General features: G+C 58.4%; 17 protein-coding genes and 1 tRNA gene. 10 read left to right on the forward strand and 8 right to left on the reverse strand.

Features of this window, described 5'->3' with window-relative positions; genetic code table 11:
- Positions 1-30: 30 nt before the first annotated feature.
- The gene (locus PspS34_RS21435) at positions 31-963 is read right to left on the reverse strand and encodes a chemotaxis protein CheV (protein ID WP_007980130.1); all 933 of its coding nucleotides are present in this window, start codon (positions 961-963) and stop codon (positions 31-33) included.
- A gap of 82 nt (positions 964-1,045) precedes the next feature.
- On the opposite strand from PspS34_RS21435, the gene flgA reads away from it, so the two are divergent.
- From flgA to PspS34_RS21455, 4 genes are all read left to right on the forward strand, one after another.
- Positions 1,046-1,804, forward strand: coding sequence for a flagellar basal body P-ring formation chaperone FlgA (gene flgA, locus PspS34_RS21440; RefSeq protein WP_154860370.1), 759 nt, complete (start codon positions 1,046-1,048; stop codon positions 1,802-1,804).
- Between the two features lie 167 nt (positions 1,805-1,971).
- On the forward strand, positions 1,972-2,298 hold the full coding sequence (gene flgM, locus PspS34_RS21445) for a flagellar biosynthesis anti-sigma factor FlgM (RefSeq protein WP_057713629.1): 327 nt from the start codon (positions 1,972-1,974) through the stop codon (positions 2,296-2,298).
- Positions 2,299-2,346: 48 nt separating this feature from the next.
- Positions 2,347-2,814 carry a flagellar protein FlgN gene (locus PspS34_RS21450; RefSeq protein WP_150812141.1) on the forward strand — a complete coding sequence of 156 codons (468 nt, stop codon included), beginning with the start codon at positions 2,347-2,349 and terminating at the stop codon, positions 2,812-2,814.
- A gap of 92 nt (positions 2,815-2,906) precedes the next feature.
- Positions 2,907-3,653, forward strand: a complete 747-nt coding sequence (locus PspS34_RS21455) for a flagellar brake protein (RefSeq protein ID WP_154860371.1) — start codon at positions 2,907-2,909, stop codon at positions 3,651-3,653.
- A 64-nt stretch (positions 3,654-3,717) separates the two neighbouring features.
- On the opposite strand, the gene PspS34_RS21460 is transcribed toward PspS34_RS21455, so the two are convergent.
- The 4 genes from PspS34_RS21460 to PspS34_RS21475 form a co-directional block, all read right to left on the reverse strand.
- A complete protein-coding gene (locus PspS34_RS21460; protein ID WP_154860372.1) occupies positions 3,718-5,094 on the reverse strand; it encodes an MFS transporter in 1,377 nt (458 codons plus the stop codon).
- A 70-nt stretch (positions 5,095-5,164) separates the two neighbouring features.
- The gene (locus PspS34_RS21465) at positions 5,165-6,409 is read right to left on the reverse strand and encodes a glutamine synthetase family protein (RefSeq protein WP_174245553.1); all 1,245 of its coding nucleotides are present in this window, start codon (positions 6,407-6,409) and stop codon (positions 5,165-5,167) included.
- Positions 6,410-6,610: 201 nt separating this feature from the next.
- Complete coding sequence (locus PspS34_RS21470) at positions 6,611-7,303, reverse strand: HAMP domain-containing sensor histidine kinase (protein WP_150812138.1); 693 nt, start codon at positions 7,301-7,303, stop codon at positions 6,611-6,613.
- Entirely contained in the window at positions 7,300-8,904 is a 1,605-nt protein-coding gene (locus PspS34_RS21475) for a tetratricopeptide repeat-containing response regulator (RefSeq protein ID WP_154860373.1), read from the reverse strand. Before PspS34_RS21475 ends, PspS34_RS21470 begins: the two co-directional genes overlap by 4 nt.
- 612 nt (positions 8,905-9,516) lie before the next feature.
- Between PspS34_RS21475 and PspS34_RS21480 the strand changes: the two genes are divergently transcribed.
- Entirely contained in the window at positions 9,517-9,783 is a 267-nt protein-coding gene (locus tag PspS34_RS21480) for a hypothetical protein (RefSeq protein ID WP_154860374.1), read from the forward strand.
- Positions 9,780-10,493, forward strand: a complete 714-nt coding sequence (locus PspS34_RS21485; protein WP_154860375.1) for a response regulator transcription factor — start codon at positions 9,780-9,782, stop codon at positions 10,491-10,493. The genes PspS34_RS21480 and PspS34_RS21485 overlap by 4 nt, the downstream gene beginning before the upstream one ends.
- Positions 10,494-10,816: 323 nt before the next feature.
- Here PspS34_RS21485 and PspS34_RS21490 read toward each other — a convergent pair.
- Positions 10,817-10,893 (reverse strand) — tRNA-Arg (locus PspS34_RS21490).
- A gap of 290 nt (positions 10,894-11,183) precedes the next feature.
- On the opposite strand from PspS34_RS21490, the gene PspS34_RS21495 reads away from it, so the two are divergent.
- Positions 11,184-11,417 (forward strand): hypothetical protein, encoded by a 234-nt coding sequence (locus PspS34_RS21495; protein ID WP_150812134.1) that lies wholly within the window; start codon positions 11,184-11,186, stop codon positions 11,415-11,417.
- A 23-nt stretch (positions 11,418-11,440) separates the two neighbouring features.
- Entirely contained in the window at positions 11,441-11,620 is a 180-nt protein-coding gene (locus tag PspS34_RS21500) for a PA3371 family protein (RefSeq protein ID WP_007992795.1), read from the forward strand.
- A 97-nt stretch (positions 11,621-11,717) separates the two neighbouring features.
- Here PspS34_RS21500 and PspS34_RS21505 read toward each other — a convergent pair whose 3' ends face one another.
- Positions 11,718-11,924, reverse strand: a complete 207-nt coding sequence (locus tag PspS34_RS21505; protein ID WP_150812133.1) for a hypothetical protein — start codon at positions 11,922-11,924, stop codon at positions 11,718-11,720.
- Positions 11,925-12,034: 110 nt separating this feature from the next.
- Here PspS34_RS21505 and PspS34_RS21510 point away from each other — a divergent pair, with 110 nt between their 5' ends.
- Positions 12,035-12,361: an Arc family DNA-binding protein gene (locus tag PspS34_RS21510; RefSeq protein ID WP_008066583.1), complete on the forward strand. Its 327-nt coding sequence runs from the start codon at positions 12,035-12,037 to the stop codon at positions 12,359-12,361.
- 225 nt (positions 12,362-12,586) lie between these two features.
- Here PspS34_RS21510 and mgtE read toward each other — a convergent pair whose 3' ends face one another.
- The gene (gene mgtE / locus PspS34_RS21515) at positions 12,587-14,029 is read right to left on the reverse strand and encodes a magnesium transporter (RefSeq protein ID WP_007971042.1); all 1,443 of its coding nucleotides are present in this window, start codon (positions 14,027-14,029) and stop codon (positions 12,587-12,589) included.
- 321 nt (positions 14,030-14,350) lie between these two features.
- On the opposite strand from mgtE, the gene PspS34_RS21520 reads away from it, so the two are divergent.
- Positions 14,351-14,869, forward strand: a complete 519-nt coding sequence (locus PspS34_RS21520; RefSeq protein WP_154860376.1) for a cell envelope protein SmpA — start codon at positions 14,351-14,353, stop codon at positions 14,867-14,869.
- Positions 14,870-14,872: the final 3 nt, after the last annotated feature.

The following is a 14,872-nucleotide window of genomic DNA, read 5'->3' on the forward strand; positions in this document are numbered from 1 at the left end:
AATCGTGTTGACTGCCAGGGGCCCAGGCCCCTAGCTGATATCTGCTGCCTTGATCCGGTCGACTACCCGGGATGCCAGGTCATCAGGACGGAATTTGGCCAGGAAGTCATCGGCACCGACCTTCTTGACCATCGCCTGATTGAAAACCCCCGACAACGAAGTATGCAGGATGATATGAAGCTTTTGCATGCGCGGGTCGTTGCGGATTTCCGCCGTCAGTGTGTACCCGTCCATCTCCGGCATCTCGATGTCGGAGATCATCATCAGGAACTCTTCTTCCGGCTTCTTGCCCTCGTCGACCAGTTTGCGCAGGTAGTCCAGCGCTTGCCGACCGTCGTTCAACGCCACCACTTCGACGCCGACCGTTTGCAGGCAACGCGTGACCTGCTTGCGCGCCACCGACGAGTCGTCGACCGTCAGCACGCGCAACGAAAGCGCCTTGTGCTGGGTTTCCACATCCACCACGCCGACGGAAATCGCTTCCGGCGTCGGCGCCACTTCCGCCAGCACCTTCTCGACATCGATGATTTCGACCAACTGATTGTCGACCCGCGTCACTGCCGTCAGGTAGTGATCGCGCCCGGTGCCCTTGGGCGGCGGATGGATCTCCTCCCAGTTCATGTTGACGATGCGTTCCACCGAGCGGACCAGGAAACCCTGGGTCTTGGTGTTGTACTCCGTGATGATCACGAAGGGGTTGTTCTTGTCTTTCAACGCGCCGGAACCGGTCGCCATCGCCAGATCAAGGATCGGAATGGTCGCCCCCCGGATGTTCGCCACGCCGCACACGACAGGACTGGATTTGGGCATCAGCGTCAGTTTGGGGCATTGCAGCACCTCCCGAACCTTGAACACGTTGATCCCGTACAGTTGCTGGCCGTCGAGACGGAACAACAACAGTTCAAGGCGATTCTGCCCCACCAGTTGCGTGCGCTGGTTTACCGAATCCATTACACCAGCCATGCCAGACTCCTACGCCAACGCCAAGTGTTGTTGCGACGCGCCTTCATCACTAAACGGCACGGCGCTTGCTTTTTTAATCGTTATGAACACAAAACCGACATTTTTTCGACGCCTGACCACACCGTACCGCAAATTGCTCGGCGTGCTGGCGGCTGTTTGCCTGTTCAACGCTGGCAGCCCTGCCCTTGCTGACGCGGTTACCTTGCCTGACATGCTTATCGGCGTCACTCAGGGCTTTCTTGAATTCACCGTAGAAGACTATCTGGCGACCAGTCAAACGGAGGGTCGCTACGAGATCCAGGTCAACCAGCTCGATCCGCGCATGCACATGCCCATGTGTGACAGGGAATTGACAGCAACACTCGAGAGTCCCAAGCCGCTGGGACGGGTTACGGTCAAGGTTCGCTGCGAGGGCGCTTCCCCCTGGACGGTGTTCGTACCCGCTCAAGTCCGCCTGTTTCGCGATGTCGTGACCAGCGCCCGGCCACTGCGCCGTGCCGCCATTGTCGAGCCTGGGGATGTGGTCCTGCGCGAGCGCGATATCAGCCTCATCGGCCAGGGCTACCTGACCGCCCTCGATCAGGCGATCGGGCAGCGACTGACCCGACCAATGGTCGCCGACCAGGTGATTACCCTGGTGCATATCGAACAGGCCGAAGTCATCCGCAAGGGTGATCAGGTGGTGATAACCGCCCGCAGCGGTACCCTCAGCGTGCGCATGCCGGGCGAAGCCCTGTCAAACGGCAGTCTGAGCGAGCAGATCCGGGTGAAAAACCTCAACTCCCAACGAGTCATCAAGGCGCAGGTCATGGCGCCGGGGCAGGTGGAAGTGTCCATGTAATTCGCTCTGTTCATCAGAATGTGGCGCTTGCCGCGGCTGTTCCCTAGACTGTGCTCCATGCAGGGCATGCGCTGACGCGCGCAAGGTTCATTGATAAATGAGTCTAAAGTTTTCCAGGGAATGGCCGAAACCATGGCAAGCGTCCAAATTCCCAGAGGTTTTTTATCATGGTCATCGATTTCAGCCGTTTGAACAGCTCCTCGTCCCTGACGGGCAGTACACGTACCAGCGCCAGCAAGGAAAGTGCCGAGGCCGGCAAATCCGCGCCGCTGGAGTCCGCGGCCGAACAGGCCGGTACCGTAAAAAGCGGGGAATCGGTTCATCTCAGCGATGAGGCTCAACAGTTGCAGAAGGTCACTGAACAGCTGCGCGATCAGCCTGCCGTCGACAAAGCCCGCGTGGCCGAATTGAAAGCAGCGATTGCCGATGGCAGCTACAAAGTCGACAGCAACCGTGTAGCCAGCAAACTGCTCAACTTCGAAGCCCAGCGCTAGGCCACCGCCGGCGCCAGGCTTTTGGACGCTTAAAACCCAAGGCCAGCCATGCACGACACTCATTTACTGCAACTGATCACCGACGACTTTGCCCCAGCGCAACACCTGCTGGAGTTACTGCAAACCGAATCCCTCGCATTGCATGGCCGTGACATGCCATTGCTCGAGAACATCCTGGCGCAGAAACAGGCATTGGTTGTTTTGCTCGAACAGCATGGCCGCAAGCGCAGTGAAATCCTCGCCAGCCTCAACCTGCCGAGCAACCGTACCGGCCTGGAGCAATTGGCCAGCCAGTCGAGCCTTGGTGACCAGTTGCTGGCGCAAAGTGACGTGCTGACCGATCTGCTGACCCAGTGCCAGGCCATCAATGCCAACAACGGCCAGTCGATCCTCACTCAGCAGGCCGCTACAGCCACCCAGCTGAAAATCCTTAACGGCGGTGAAACCCCGGCGCTTTACGATGCCAGCGGAACATTCTCCAAGCTTGCCAAGCCGCGCCCGCTCAGCCAGGCATGAGCCGGTCAATGCCCCCGCTCTATCAAGACGCGCAACATACTGGCAAACTGCTAGCCAGTCGTAGTCAAATTTTGTCTGGAGATTGATTAACCGTGTCCAATGCCTTATCCGTGGATGATGCTCCGCAGCCACCCAAGGTGCTCTCCACGCCCTTGGAAATCTCCAGCAACCTGCGCCAGCTGCTCGAAAGCCATGACCCGCTGATCATCACGTTCCACGAGCGCAGCCAGCGCTTCCAGAGCTACCTGGTGGACCTGGACCGTGACAGCAACATGATTTCCCTGGACGAAATGATTCCCCGTGACGGCGAGCGTTACCTGCTGGCGGGCGAACCATTCAGGGTCGAAGGCTTCCACGAAGGCGTACGCATTGCCTGGGAAAGCAACGGCCAGTTGAACATCGACGAATCCGGTGGCAGCCGCTGCTATCGCGGCCCCCTGCCCGATGAAGTGGTGTACCACCAGCGCCGCAATGCCTTCCGCGCCGCGCTGAAGCTGGCCCAATTGGTCAACGTCAACCTCGACGGCGAAAAGCTCAAGACGCCCATCAGCGGCAAGCTGCTGGATATTTCCGCCACCGGGTGCAAACTGCGCTTCGACGGCGACATCACCGGCAGCCTGCAACTGGGTCAGGTTTACGACCGTTTCAACGCCGACCTGCCCTTCGGCAAGATGACCGCGCCGGTCGAGTTGCGTTATCTGCACTTCGAAGAAAGGATTTCCACCACCTTCGCCGGCGTTCGCTTCCACAACATGAGCGGGCTGGTGCAGCGTCAGGTCGAACGCTTCGTCTACCAGTTGCAACGCGAAGCGCGTCGCTTCGACAAAGACGACATCTGATAGCGCGTCAACAAAAAACGGGCAGTCCCTTGCGGTGACTGCCCGTTTTTTTTGTGCCCCGGTTTTAAGGCCTGGCCTCGCTGAAGTTAGGGTCCCGCCCTGTATCAGGGTCTTGCGGCGGCTGATCGGATTCAGTTTCGGTGACAGGTTCTGATTCAGGCTCTGGCCCGGTACTCACCGGACTGTGCATCTGATCCTGCACCACCTGCTCGTCAACACGCGGGTCGAGGCAGGCCACCAGTGGCGAACTCGTCATATTGTCCGGCATGGCCACGTGATGCAGCGGTGCATCGTCGACCTGATGCAGGTTGGTCACTGCTTTCGGGCGAATCCGCCATACCAGCACCAACGCAAAGAAACTGAAGAACGCATAGAGCATCTGGCTGCCGAACAGTTTCATCAGCACACCTGCCACCAGCGGCCCGATACTCGCACCCACGCCATAGGTGACCAGCAACATCGCCGTCAGGGACACCCGGCGATCACCTTCGACGTGGTCATTGGAGAACGCCACTGCCAACGGATACAGGCAGAACTGCACCAGCGAACAGAGGAACCCGGCGATGAACAATACCTCCAGCGGCACCTGCGGCATGATCGCCAGCGGCAGTGCAGCCAGTGCCAGGCTGAACGCGAAACTGCGGATCAGCACGGCCCGATCGTAGCGGTCGGACAACCAGCCCAACGGCCACTGCACCAGCAGCCCGGCAAAAATGCAGCTACCCATGAACAGACCGACCTGCTCGGTGGACAACCCTTGCTGCGAGGCATACAGCGGCGCCAGACCGTAGAAAGAACCGACGATCAGGCCCGCTCCGAGCACCGTGCTCAGTGACTGCGGCACGCGCTTGATAAAGAACCGTGGCTCCATCGGTGCCGGGTGCAAGGGTGCCGGGTGAATGCGCCGGGTCAGGGCCACGGGTACCAGGCACAGCGCGAAGCACAGGGCGACCAACATCAGCAATTCGAGCCCCAACCCTGGGTGCATGACCAGAATCAACTGCCCCAGCACCAACCCCAGGTACGAAGCGATCATGTAGCCGCTGAAGACCATGCCGCGCTGATTGGCATCGGCCTGTTCATTGAGCCAGCTCTCGATCACCATGTACTGGCACATCATGCCGAGGCCGACGATCACCCGCAAAAACAGCCAGGCCGGCAACCAGTCCACCAGGCCATGGCCGAGCACCGCCGCGCCAACGATCCCGGCACACGCCGAATAGGCCCGGATATGCCCGACCCGGGCAATCAACCGGTGACCGATCTTGCCCCCCAGCACCAGGCCGAAATAGTTGGCAGCCATCAGCGCACCGACCCACAGACTGTCGACATGGTCGGCAGCCAGGCGCAACGCCAGGTAAGTACTCAACAGGCCCGAGCCGATCAACATCATCAGCGAGGCGAAATACAATGCTCGAAAGGATTTCCAGATTTGGCGCATCGGCGTTCCGAGCGGCTCCTTGCAGTGAGAATCGGCTATCGCTAAACGATAGCCGGATGTCGAGGGAACGTCAGGCCTGGGCTGCTAAAACACGTCTTTCCCAGGGAGTAATTTCATCATGGAAACTGGTCAGTTCCAGGGTCTTCGAAGCGATGTAGCCTTCGATGAATTCCGCGCCGAACAGTTCCTTGGCCAACTGGCTACGTTTCAGACGCTCAAGTGCCGCATGCAAGGTACACGGCAACGAAAGATTGTCCGGCACCTCGAACTCACCCTGGATCGGCGCGCTCGGCTCCAATGTCTTCTCGATGCCATGCAACCCCGCCGCCAGGCTTGCGGCAATCGCCAGATACGGGTTGGCATCGGCCCCCGGCAAGCGGTTCTCGACCCGACGGGCCACCGGCAAACTGGCCGGAATGCGCAGGCCGGCCGCCCGGTTGTCGTAGGACCAACAGGCATTATTCGGTGAGGCGTAAGGGTGGCACAAGCGCTGATAGGAGTTCACGTTCGGCGCAAACAACGCAGTGAAATCGGCCATGCACGTTTGCTGACCGGCAATGAAGTGGCGGAAGGTGGCCGTCTCCTGCCCCGCCTCGTCGCTGAACACGTTACGCCCGGAATCGATCTCGACCACGCTCTGATGGATATGCATCGAACTGCCCGGCGTATGCGCCAACGGCTTGGCCATGCACACCACGCTCAGGCCGTGCTTGAGGGCCACTTCCTTGAGCAGGTGCTTGAACAGGAATGTCTGGTCGGCCAGCAACAGCGGATCACCGTGCAGCAGATTGATCTCGAACTGGCTGACACCCATTTCGTGCATGAACGTATCGCGAGGCAACCCCAACGCAGCCATGCACTCGTAGACTTCATTGAAGAACGGCCGCAAGCCGTTGTTGGAACTGACGCTGAACGCCGACTGACCATCCTCGCGGCGACCGTCCAGCCCCAGTGGCGGTTGAAAAGCCAGGGTCGGATCGGTGTTGGGTGCGAAGACGAAAAACTCGAGCTCGGTCGCCACCACAGGCGCCAGGCCGCGGGCCGCGTAACGGGCAATCACCGCCTTGAGCTGACCACGGGTCGACAGCTTGGAGCTGGTGGTGGTGCCCAGTTCATCCGCATCGCAAATGGCCAAGGCCCGCGGTGGATGGCTCCAGGGCAAGCGATGGATTTGTGCAGGGTCCGGGATCAGCGCCAGGTCGCCATCATCGCTGCCGTAAAACCGTGCCGGCGGATATCCGCCCATGATGCATTGCAGCAGCACGCCCCGCGCCATCTGCAAACGTCGACCGTCGAGAAACCCCTCGGAGGTCATCACTTTGCCCCGTGGTACGCCATTCAAATCCGGCGTGACACATTCAACTTCATCAATGCCCGTCAATCGCTGCGCGAGTGAACTCAGGCCAACGGTGGTCATGACACTATCCTTGTTATTGTGCGGGCCGCGAACGGCGACCGTACAAAATAGGCTCCACGTGTTCGGAATTTCAAGCAGCGTCGAAAAAAATGCTGCCTGTCAGGGCAGGTAAAGGCGGAACACCCCACCGCCCAACGGCCCGCCATTGCTGATTTCGGTACGTCCACCCACGCCGTTGCGCTGATGCAGCGCAGCAATTCGCCCGGCAAAGTACAGGCCCAGCCCGGTGCTACCGGTGCTTTGATTGATACCCTGCACGTAATCGGCCTGACGTTCGATCATCTGCGCCGGATACCCCTCGCCATCGTCATTGATGGTCAACACCAGTTGCCCGGCTTCGTCGCTGACGCTGATCAAAACGGCATGCCGTGCAAAGCGAATGGCGTTGTTGATGCAGTTGGCCAATACCGACGCGATCAACTCACGGTCGAAGAAACCCAGCGGGCTCAGCGGGTCCACTTCATAGGTGGCCATGATCCCGCGGCTGGCGAACACCTCCTGATGACAGGCCAGCTGCGCTTCGATGAAGTCGTCCAGTTCATGGTAGGCCGGTTGCAGCGGCATCTGGTTGACGCCGAGTTTGTACAACCCCAGCAACTGCACCAGCATGCCGTTGAGGTGGGCGAATTCGAAGTCGATCACGCCCTGCTCTGGCGCCTGCCGCGCCGACTCCGGCAATCGCCCTAGCCACTGGCTGTGGGCCTGCATCAGCATGGCCAGCGAGTTCTTCATGTCGTGCACGGTCGAGGCGATCACCGTGGAGAAATCCAGTGCCGGTTCGTTGTCGTTCATTGGCCAAACGCCTTGCTTTTCAGCTTCTGGTAGCGCGGATAGCGCGCGTCGGTGTCGGGCATCAGGCCGACCATTTTCAGGCAGACCCGGCACTCTTCCAGCTCCGCCGAGGGAACGCTGGTATCGGTGCCGTGCAACAACGATTGCGCCATGTTCAGGGCGATACTGATGTTCTTCGGTTGCATCGCCAGGGCCCTGCGGAATACCTGCCGGGCCTCCACCAGGTTGCCGGTCTTGTACACGCGCACGCCCTGACGGTTGAGTTCCGCGGCGGCGTTGCCGGAATTGAGGATGCTCGGGTCGTCGGTCTGCTTGGCGATGTCCTTCATGACCACCGGATCGTCGCCGTAGATTTCCACGCAGTTTTTCAGCATTGCGGTACCGGCCTCAGTCTGCCCAAGCAGTTTCAGTTGCTTGGCCACCAGCAACGCCGCTTCGGCGCTCATGAATTGCTCCATACCGTCCAGACGCAGCAAGGCTTGCTCGGTAAGCTTGTCGGCCGTCTCGGCGTCGTTGAGCAACAGACTGGTGGCCTTCATCAGGCGAGCGCGGATTTGCAGGCCCGGATCGGAAGGGTTTTCCTTGGCCACGGCACTCAATGTGGTGTTGATTTCCAGACGGGTCCGCGTGTCCAGGCCCCGTTCGCTGCCCTTGCTGATCAATGCATGGGCCAGGCCGAGGTTGCTCTCGGCATCCTTGAACCGCGACTGGGCGCCCTGGCTCACGGCCTGGCGATAGGCCTTGGCCGCCGTGTCGAAGTCCTCGTTGGTCATCGCCAGCTTGCCCAGCAACGCCTGGCGACGCACCGCCAGCGGCGACAGGCGAATCGCCTCCTCCAGAATGCGCTGCGCCCCCTTGGTATCCCCTTCGGCGACCAATACATCCGCCATGCCGTCATACAGCGACGGCATCATCGGGAAGACTTTCAGGGCTTTCTCATAAATGCCCTTGGCCTGCCCGACCTGACCGCGCTTGAACAGCAACTTGCCCAACCCGGCAAACGCCCAGGGCAACGGGCGGTCGGCGATGATGCCGTCGTAGAGGCGCTCCAGCGCTTCGTTCTGATTCAGGTCGCGCAGGGCATCGGCGCGATAGCGCAGGCACAACGGCGAGTAACGAATATCTTGTTTGCACAGGACGATACAGGCGTTGAGCACCTCCATCGGCTTGCCCCGATCGAGGGCCTGCAGGATCGGCTTGAGCAGAGTCTTGCGCTGCTCCAGGCGCTCCAGGCGCTGGGCCAGGCTGGAACGGTTGAAGGGTTTGGTCAGGTAGGCATCGGGCTCATGCTCCAACGCACTGAGCACCATGGCCTGGCTGGTTTCGGCGGTGACCATGACGAACACCGCCTCATGGCTGATCAGCTTTTCTTCCATCAAGTCTTCGAGCACCTGCTGGCCGTTCTTCTTGCCGTCACCCAGGTGAAAGTCCTGCAGGATGAAGTCGTAGGCCTTCTGCGAGCACATTTTCAGCGCCTGCTCACCGGTATCGGCAGTGTCCACTTCCTTGACGCCCAGTTCCCGCAGCATCGACCTGACCGAACTGCGGAAGTCCGAGAAATCATCGACGATCAGAAAACGCTTTTGGTGATACGACAGCATCGAAGATTTCCAGGCAATTTAAGAAGAAGAACCCAAAGGCAAATACACGGACGGACTCAGCTTCGCAGCCCCTGTTTTGGCGCGCCGATGATAACTGGTGGCACCAGGCCATCAAGCACCTTCTCATAGAGAGTGCGCCCCATGTCGACCGGAAGAGACGAACAAGTCCCTGACTGCCCGTGTTATCGGCCAGCCATGGCATTCCCTTGAGAACCTTCCCCAACGTCCGTTCTGAATAGGTGTAGGCCTTACTGAAAACGAGACCTCGCGCACAAAAAAGTGCTGATACATGAACACCAGCGATACATGAACACCCGCAAATGCCGGTGGCTGACCAGACAGGGATCGCCGATAAATTGACTAAGCTGATATTAGCGTTCCTAAGTGAACACCACTCGTCGATTAATTGACGAACGCAATCCGGATCAGACCTTGGCCATTGGCCACCCATGGCGAGCCTAATACCTTGATTTTCGAGGTTTACTCCCCTCCTTGAGTACATCGCTCAGGTCTGTCCGCACCGGGCTTGTATCGAGGACTGACGGATGGACAGGTTGGCAGCGCTCCGGGCTGACCTAGAATCAGTTGAGAGGCGGGAGGGAGCACATCATCATGCGTAAACCACTGATAATTATTTGTATTGAACTTCTCTCCCGGGCTTTGCCTGCCTTATGGAAAAGTTCGCCCCACGTGCCAGTGCTGTTGATGGAAATGGCCCCGGGGTCGCTGGTTGCCAATGCCTGGGCGGGCATCATCACGGCCTCCCGGCGTTCGAATCCATCCTTCAATCGCTGCGCCCCGGTGAGCAAGTTGCTGACCCGGGAAGGCCAGCGGGTGGAGGCCATCATTGGTTTTTCAAGGAGGTCAGGAAGATCATGACTGACCAAAAAGAGCCAATTGGTGTGATGTTGATCGATTGTCGCCCCCTCATACTCAAGGGCCTTCACGACCTGATCAATGCCAGAATGCCCCGGATGGAAGTGACAGGACAGGCCACCACCTATACCCAGGCGCTGGATCTTGCCGATCAGCTGCGGCCCGATGTCATTTTTTTCAGTTTCTTTCCGGATGCGCTGAACCCTCTGGATGTCGTCGCGGGACTCACCCGTAGCGCCGAAATGAAAGTGCTGCTGCTCAAGGGCCTGTACGAAGTCGTCCCCGCTGCCCAGGCGATAGAGGCTGGCGCTCGCGGCATCGTGCTGGCGGAAGACCCGACGGAATCGATCATCCAGGCCATCCTCAAGGTCCACCATAGCGACATCGCAATGGATAGAGCCTGGGCTGGCGGCCTTTCCGGCTATGCCGCGTCCGGACATACACCCATGAAATGCAATCTGGAGCGGGCGAAACAGGCGCGGTTGACTCTGCGCGAGAGAGAACTGATTCGCGCCATCGTGGGCGAACCGTCCGCCAAATATGTGAGCATCGCCGGGCGCCTGGGGATCAGCGAGCACACCGTGCACAACCACCTCAGCAACATCTATCAAAAGCTAAATCTCATCAACCGCATAGACTTGTTGATGTATGCGCTCAAACACGGGCTCACCAACGAAGCACCGACCGAGTCCGCCTGGGTAGAGCTGGATTGAATTTCAAGTCGATACAAGACGGTCTGCCCCACACTTTTTCAGGGGGGTAGGTCGTCACCGTTTCGCCGTCCTTGTCGGTGGCCCGGGACTGAGTGCCCGCAAGACTGATGTCGTTCCCGGTAAATCCTGCCGCACCAACCTGTACCTACTCCCCCGCGCACTCCCAGACGGGATGGGAGATTCAGACTACGTGGGAGAGGAGGCGCAAAGGCGCGAAGGTAGAGTTGAAGGCTTCGATAAATCCAAGGCGCCTGAATTTACAGAACTTTATCTACAAGTCGTGAAAAGGAAGCATTGAAACAGGCGGGGGGAGCTGAAAAATATGGTGTCCCAGGGCAGGTTCGAACTGCCAACCTTCCCCTTAGGAGGGGGATGCTCTATCCAATTGAGCTACTGAGACACAGGTTGACCGCGACGATACGCGGTGCGATGGACGGCGTGCATGTTAACGGCCGGGCTGGCTTTTGTCATGTCGTCCGTAGGCTTTTTAAGTGTAGGCAGACGCCTCGGCCGGGCGCGGACTTGTTTACCATGCAAATTGCATCACTGCAAAAAGCCATCATTGCAAAGTGCAATATGGCGCTTTACCAAAAATAACTTAATTCATTGTTTTTAAAGAATTTAATTGTCGATAGACTCTGGCATGCGAGCTGCTTCTGCTGTTTTCACAGAACAACCGAGGCCCGTCCCATGAAGAGCGCCCTTTCACTCTCGTATGCATTCGCACTGGCGATTTTACCGGGCGTTCATTTTGTTCCCGAGAGCAGCGCTACGCAGGTTGCCCAACGTATGCCGCGCTACCTTCAGTTGCAGAAGGCGCCGCAGCTGGCAGTGACGAGCGACCGGCACAGCCTTGTCAGTCAGGAGATAGGCCAGGAAAACATCCTGGTGCCGGCTCCGTCTGCCGAACGTTTGGTATTTTGAATGACCTTTACCAGGAGCACAGCATGTCCAGATCAGCCGCGAGTTTCTTCGTCCTCGCCTTGTTGAGCGGCATTTTCCATCTGTCATTGACCCAGGACATGGTCGTCACCCTCCCCCTGATCGCCTGTGGCGTATTCAGCGCGCTGTTCGTGCTCGCATTGATCGCTGGGCGCAAGATCAAGTTTGATCCGGTACTGCGTTGATCCTGACACGGCAGACCCGCTGCAAGGGCCTGCCATCCATCCTGAATTCACCCCCGCTATACGACTTCCCCTAGTAAATCGGCAATTTGCCACTATCCTATAAAAGACAAGGAACGGGGTCCGAGTTCACTTTTTCCTGCCCGCCTGAAACCTTTCGTCGGGTGGAGAAAGCGATAAGCGATACGGCCTGGTCGAACTTTTCAAACCAGTCCGCATTTCTGATAATTGGTGCTGGCAGAACGCCTTTATCCAGTTCAATATTTGTCACATAATTGGCGCCAAGGATCTGGCTGCTTTGAGGCATGATGCGCGCCTCTATGAATTCAGGTTGAACATTTGGTCAGAGCGCTTGTCCTACCAGACATCCTGCGGCCAATCCCGAAAACCGCTCCCCTGAACTAACCGGTTAAATATATGCGCCCATTGAAACAGGCAATTTATTCCAGCCGTACGGCTGACAAGTTCGTCGTACGTCTGCCAGACGGAATGCGTGAACGCATTGCCGAGGTGGCTCGCAATCATCATCGCAGCATGAACTCCGAAATCATTGCGCGCCTTGAACAGAGTCTTATTCAGGAAGGCGCACTGGGAGAAGAGTTGAGCATGCGCCTGGACAGCCCGGAGCTTTCCTTGCACGAACGGGAGTTGCTGCAGCGCTTCCGCCAGCTCTCCCATCGACAGCAGAACGCCCTGGTTTCGCTGATCGCCCATGACGCTGAAATGACCGCCGACGCTTCCTGATTCAGCCAGTAAGCCCAAGCCAGCCTGATCGCTGGCTTTTTTTTTGCCTGAAATCCAGGCACAAAAAAACCCGCCAAAGACATAACGCTGTAGGAGCGAGCTTGCTCGCGATGGACTCAAGAGCGCCGCGTTTAGTCAGTAAACACGCGGCATCGTTAACGACCATCGCGAGCAAGCTCGCTCCTACAGCATTACGCCAAAGGCGGGGTTTTAATGAACGGCGCTTCAGAGCAGGAAGATTGTCGCCAGCCCCAGGAAGATGAAGAAGCCGCCGCTGTCGGTCATGGCCGTGATCATCACGCTGGCCCCCATCGCCGGGTCGCGCCCCATCTTCGCAAGGGTCATCGGGATCAAAACCCCCATCAACGCCGCCAGTAGCAAGTTAAGCGTCATCGCGGCGGTCATCACCACGCCCAAAGACCAACTGCCATAGAGCAGGTAGGCAACCACACCGATCACCCCGCCCCAGATCACGCCGTTGATCAGCGCTACCGCCAATTCCTTGCGCATCAGGCGCGAGGTATTGCCGGTGCTCACCTGGTCCAGCGCCATGGCCCGAACAATCATGGTGATGGTCTGGTTACCCGAGTTGCCACCAATGCCCGCAACGATCGGCATCAACGCCGCAAGCGCCACGAGCTTCTCGATCGAGCCCTCAAACAAACCGATGACCCGAGAAGCCACGAACGCGGTAATCAGGTTGATCGCCAGCCAGGCCCAACGGTTACGCAGGGATTTCCAGACCGACGCAAAAATGTCTTCTTCTTCACGCAGACCCGCCATGTTGAGAACTTCGCTTTCGCTCTCTTCACGAATCAGGTCGACCATTTCATCGATGGTCAGACGGCCGATCAGCTTGCCGTTCTTGTCGACCACGGGTGCGGAGATCAAGTCATAACGCTCGAATGCCTGGGCGGCATCGTAGGCGTCTTCGTCCGGGTGGAAACTCACCGGATCGCTGGCCATCACCTCGGAAACCTGTTTGTCCGGATCGTTGACCAGCAAGCGCTTGATCGGCAACACGCCCTTGAGCACGCCGTCGTAATCGACCACGAACAGCTTGTCGGTGTGGCCCGGCAACTCCTTGAGACGGCGCAGGTAACGCAAGACCACTTCAAGGCTGACATCCTCGCGGATGGTCACCATCTCGAAGTCCATCAGCGCACCGACCTGCTCCTCGTCATAGGACAGAGCCGAACGCACGCGCTCGCGTTGTTGCTGGTCGAGGGTCTCCATGAGCTCATGGACGACGTCTCGCGGCAGCTCGGAGGCCAGGTCAGCGAGTTCGTCGGCATCCATGTCCTTGGCGGCTGCCAGGAGCTCGTGATCGTCCATGTCGGCGATCAGTGATTCACGGACCGAATCGGATACTTCAAGAAGGATGTCGCCGTCGCGATCGGCCTTGACCAGTTGCCAGAGCGTCAGACGGTCGTCCAGCGGCAAGGCTTCAAGGATGTAGGCGACGTCGGCGGAGTGCAGGTCATCGAGTTTGCGTTGCAACTCGACGAGGTTCTGCCGGTGGACCAGGTTCTCGACCCGGTCATGATGCGGGCCTTCCTGGCGGTGAGTCAGGTCTTCTACAACTCGCTGGCGCTGCAGCAACTCAACCACCTGAGCCAGGCGATCCTGCAAGCTTTCCTGCGTTTTCTTTACTTCAACTTCGGACATAGGCGAACTCCACTCCCAGCAGCGGGGCACGCCGGAAGGATCAATCAGTCAATTCATGATTGGTGAAACGGGGTACTGAGTAACTACTGGGTAAGTCCATGGAGGTATTCCACAAGCCCCGGCGGGGCTGACGGGCGCAATGATACACCGCCTGACGGTTTTAAACGTTAAAAAATCTCGGCTGAAACAAGCGCTTGCACAACAAACCTGAGCATCGGCCTGATCCATGAAAATGCGACGACGTATTCCGAAAAGAAAACACACACCCCTTCGAAAATTGTAGCCGCTACCCTTGAAAAGGAACGTCACGGAGGACGCCTGATGCCATCAGTTGCTCAATTCTTTTTGGTTTTCACCCTGCTCAGCCCCCTGCCCTTGGCGGTCGCCACCACCGTTCAGCGCTGTGAGGCTGCCAATGGGCGCATTACCTTCACCACACTGGGTTGTGCCGCGGGAGAGAATGTTTCACTTCAAGACGCCCGCGCCTTTACACCTGGCAGCACGATGGCGCTTATGCCGCCAGCCGAGCCCCGCGAAACATCAGGTATGAAAATCCGAAGCAGAGAGCCGACCGTGGTCGGTCAGGCGCAGGACAAGTGTGGAAACCTGATCAATGCCAGGGAGCGCCGGGAGGCAATCATCAATCAGCGAGTGATCGCCGGCATGAGCCAGCAAGACGTCGAAAGCGCCCTCGGCAAGCCAGACAGGATCAGTATTCGAAATTCAGCCACGAGCTACCGCTACGACACCCTGCGAGGTCGCAGTGCACAGGTGGAGTTCGACGAGAGGGGATGCACGAAAGGAAAAGCCAAATCCCGGACGGCAAAAAGCCCGCATTAAATG

The organism is Pseudomonas sp. S34, from assembly GCF_009866745.1.
GTDB classification, from domain to species: domain Bacteria; phylum Pseudomonadota; class Gammaproteobacteria; order Pseudomonadales; family Pseudomonadaceae; genus Aquipseudomonas; species Aquipseudomonas jessenii.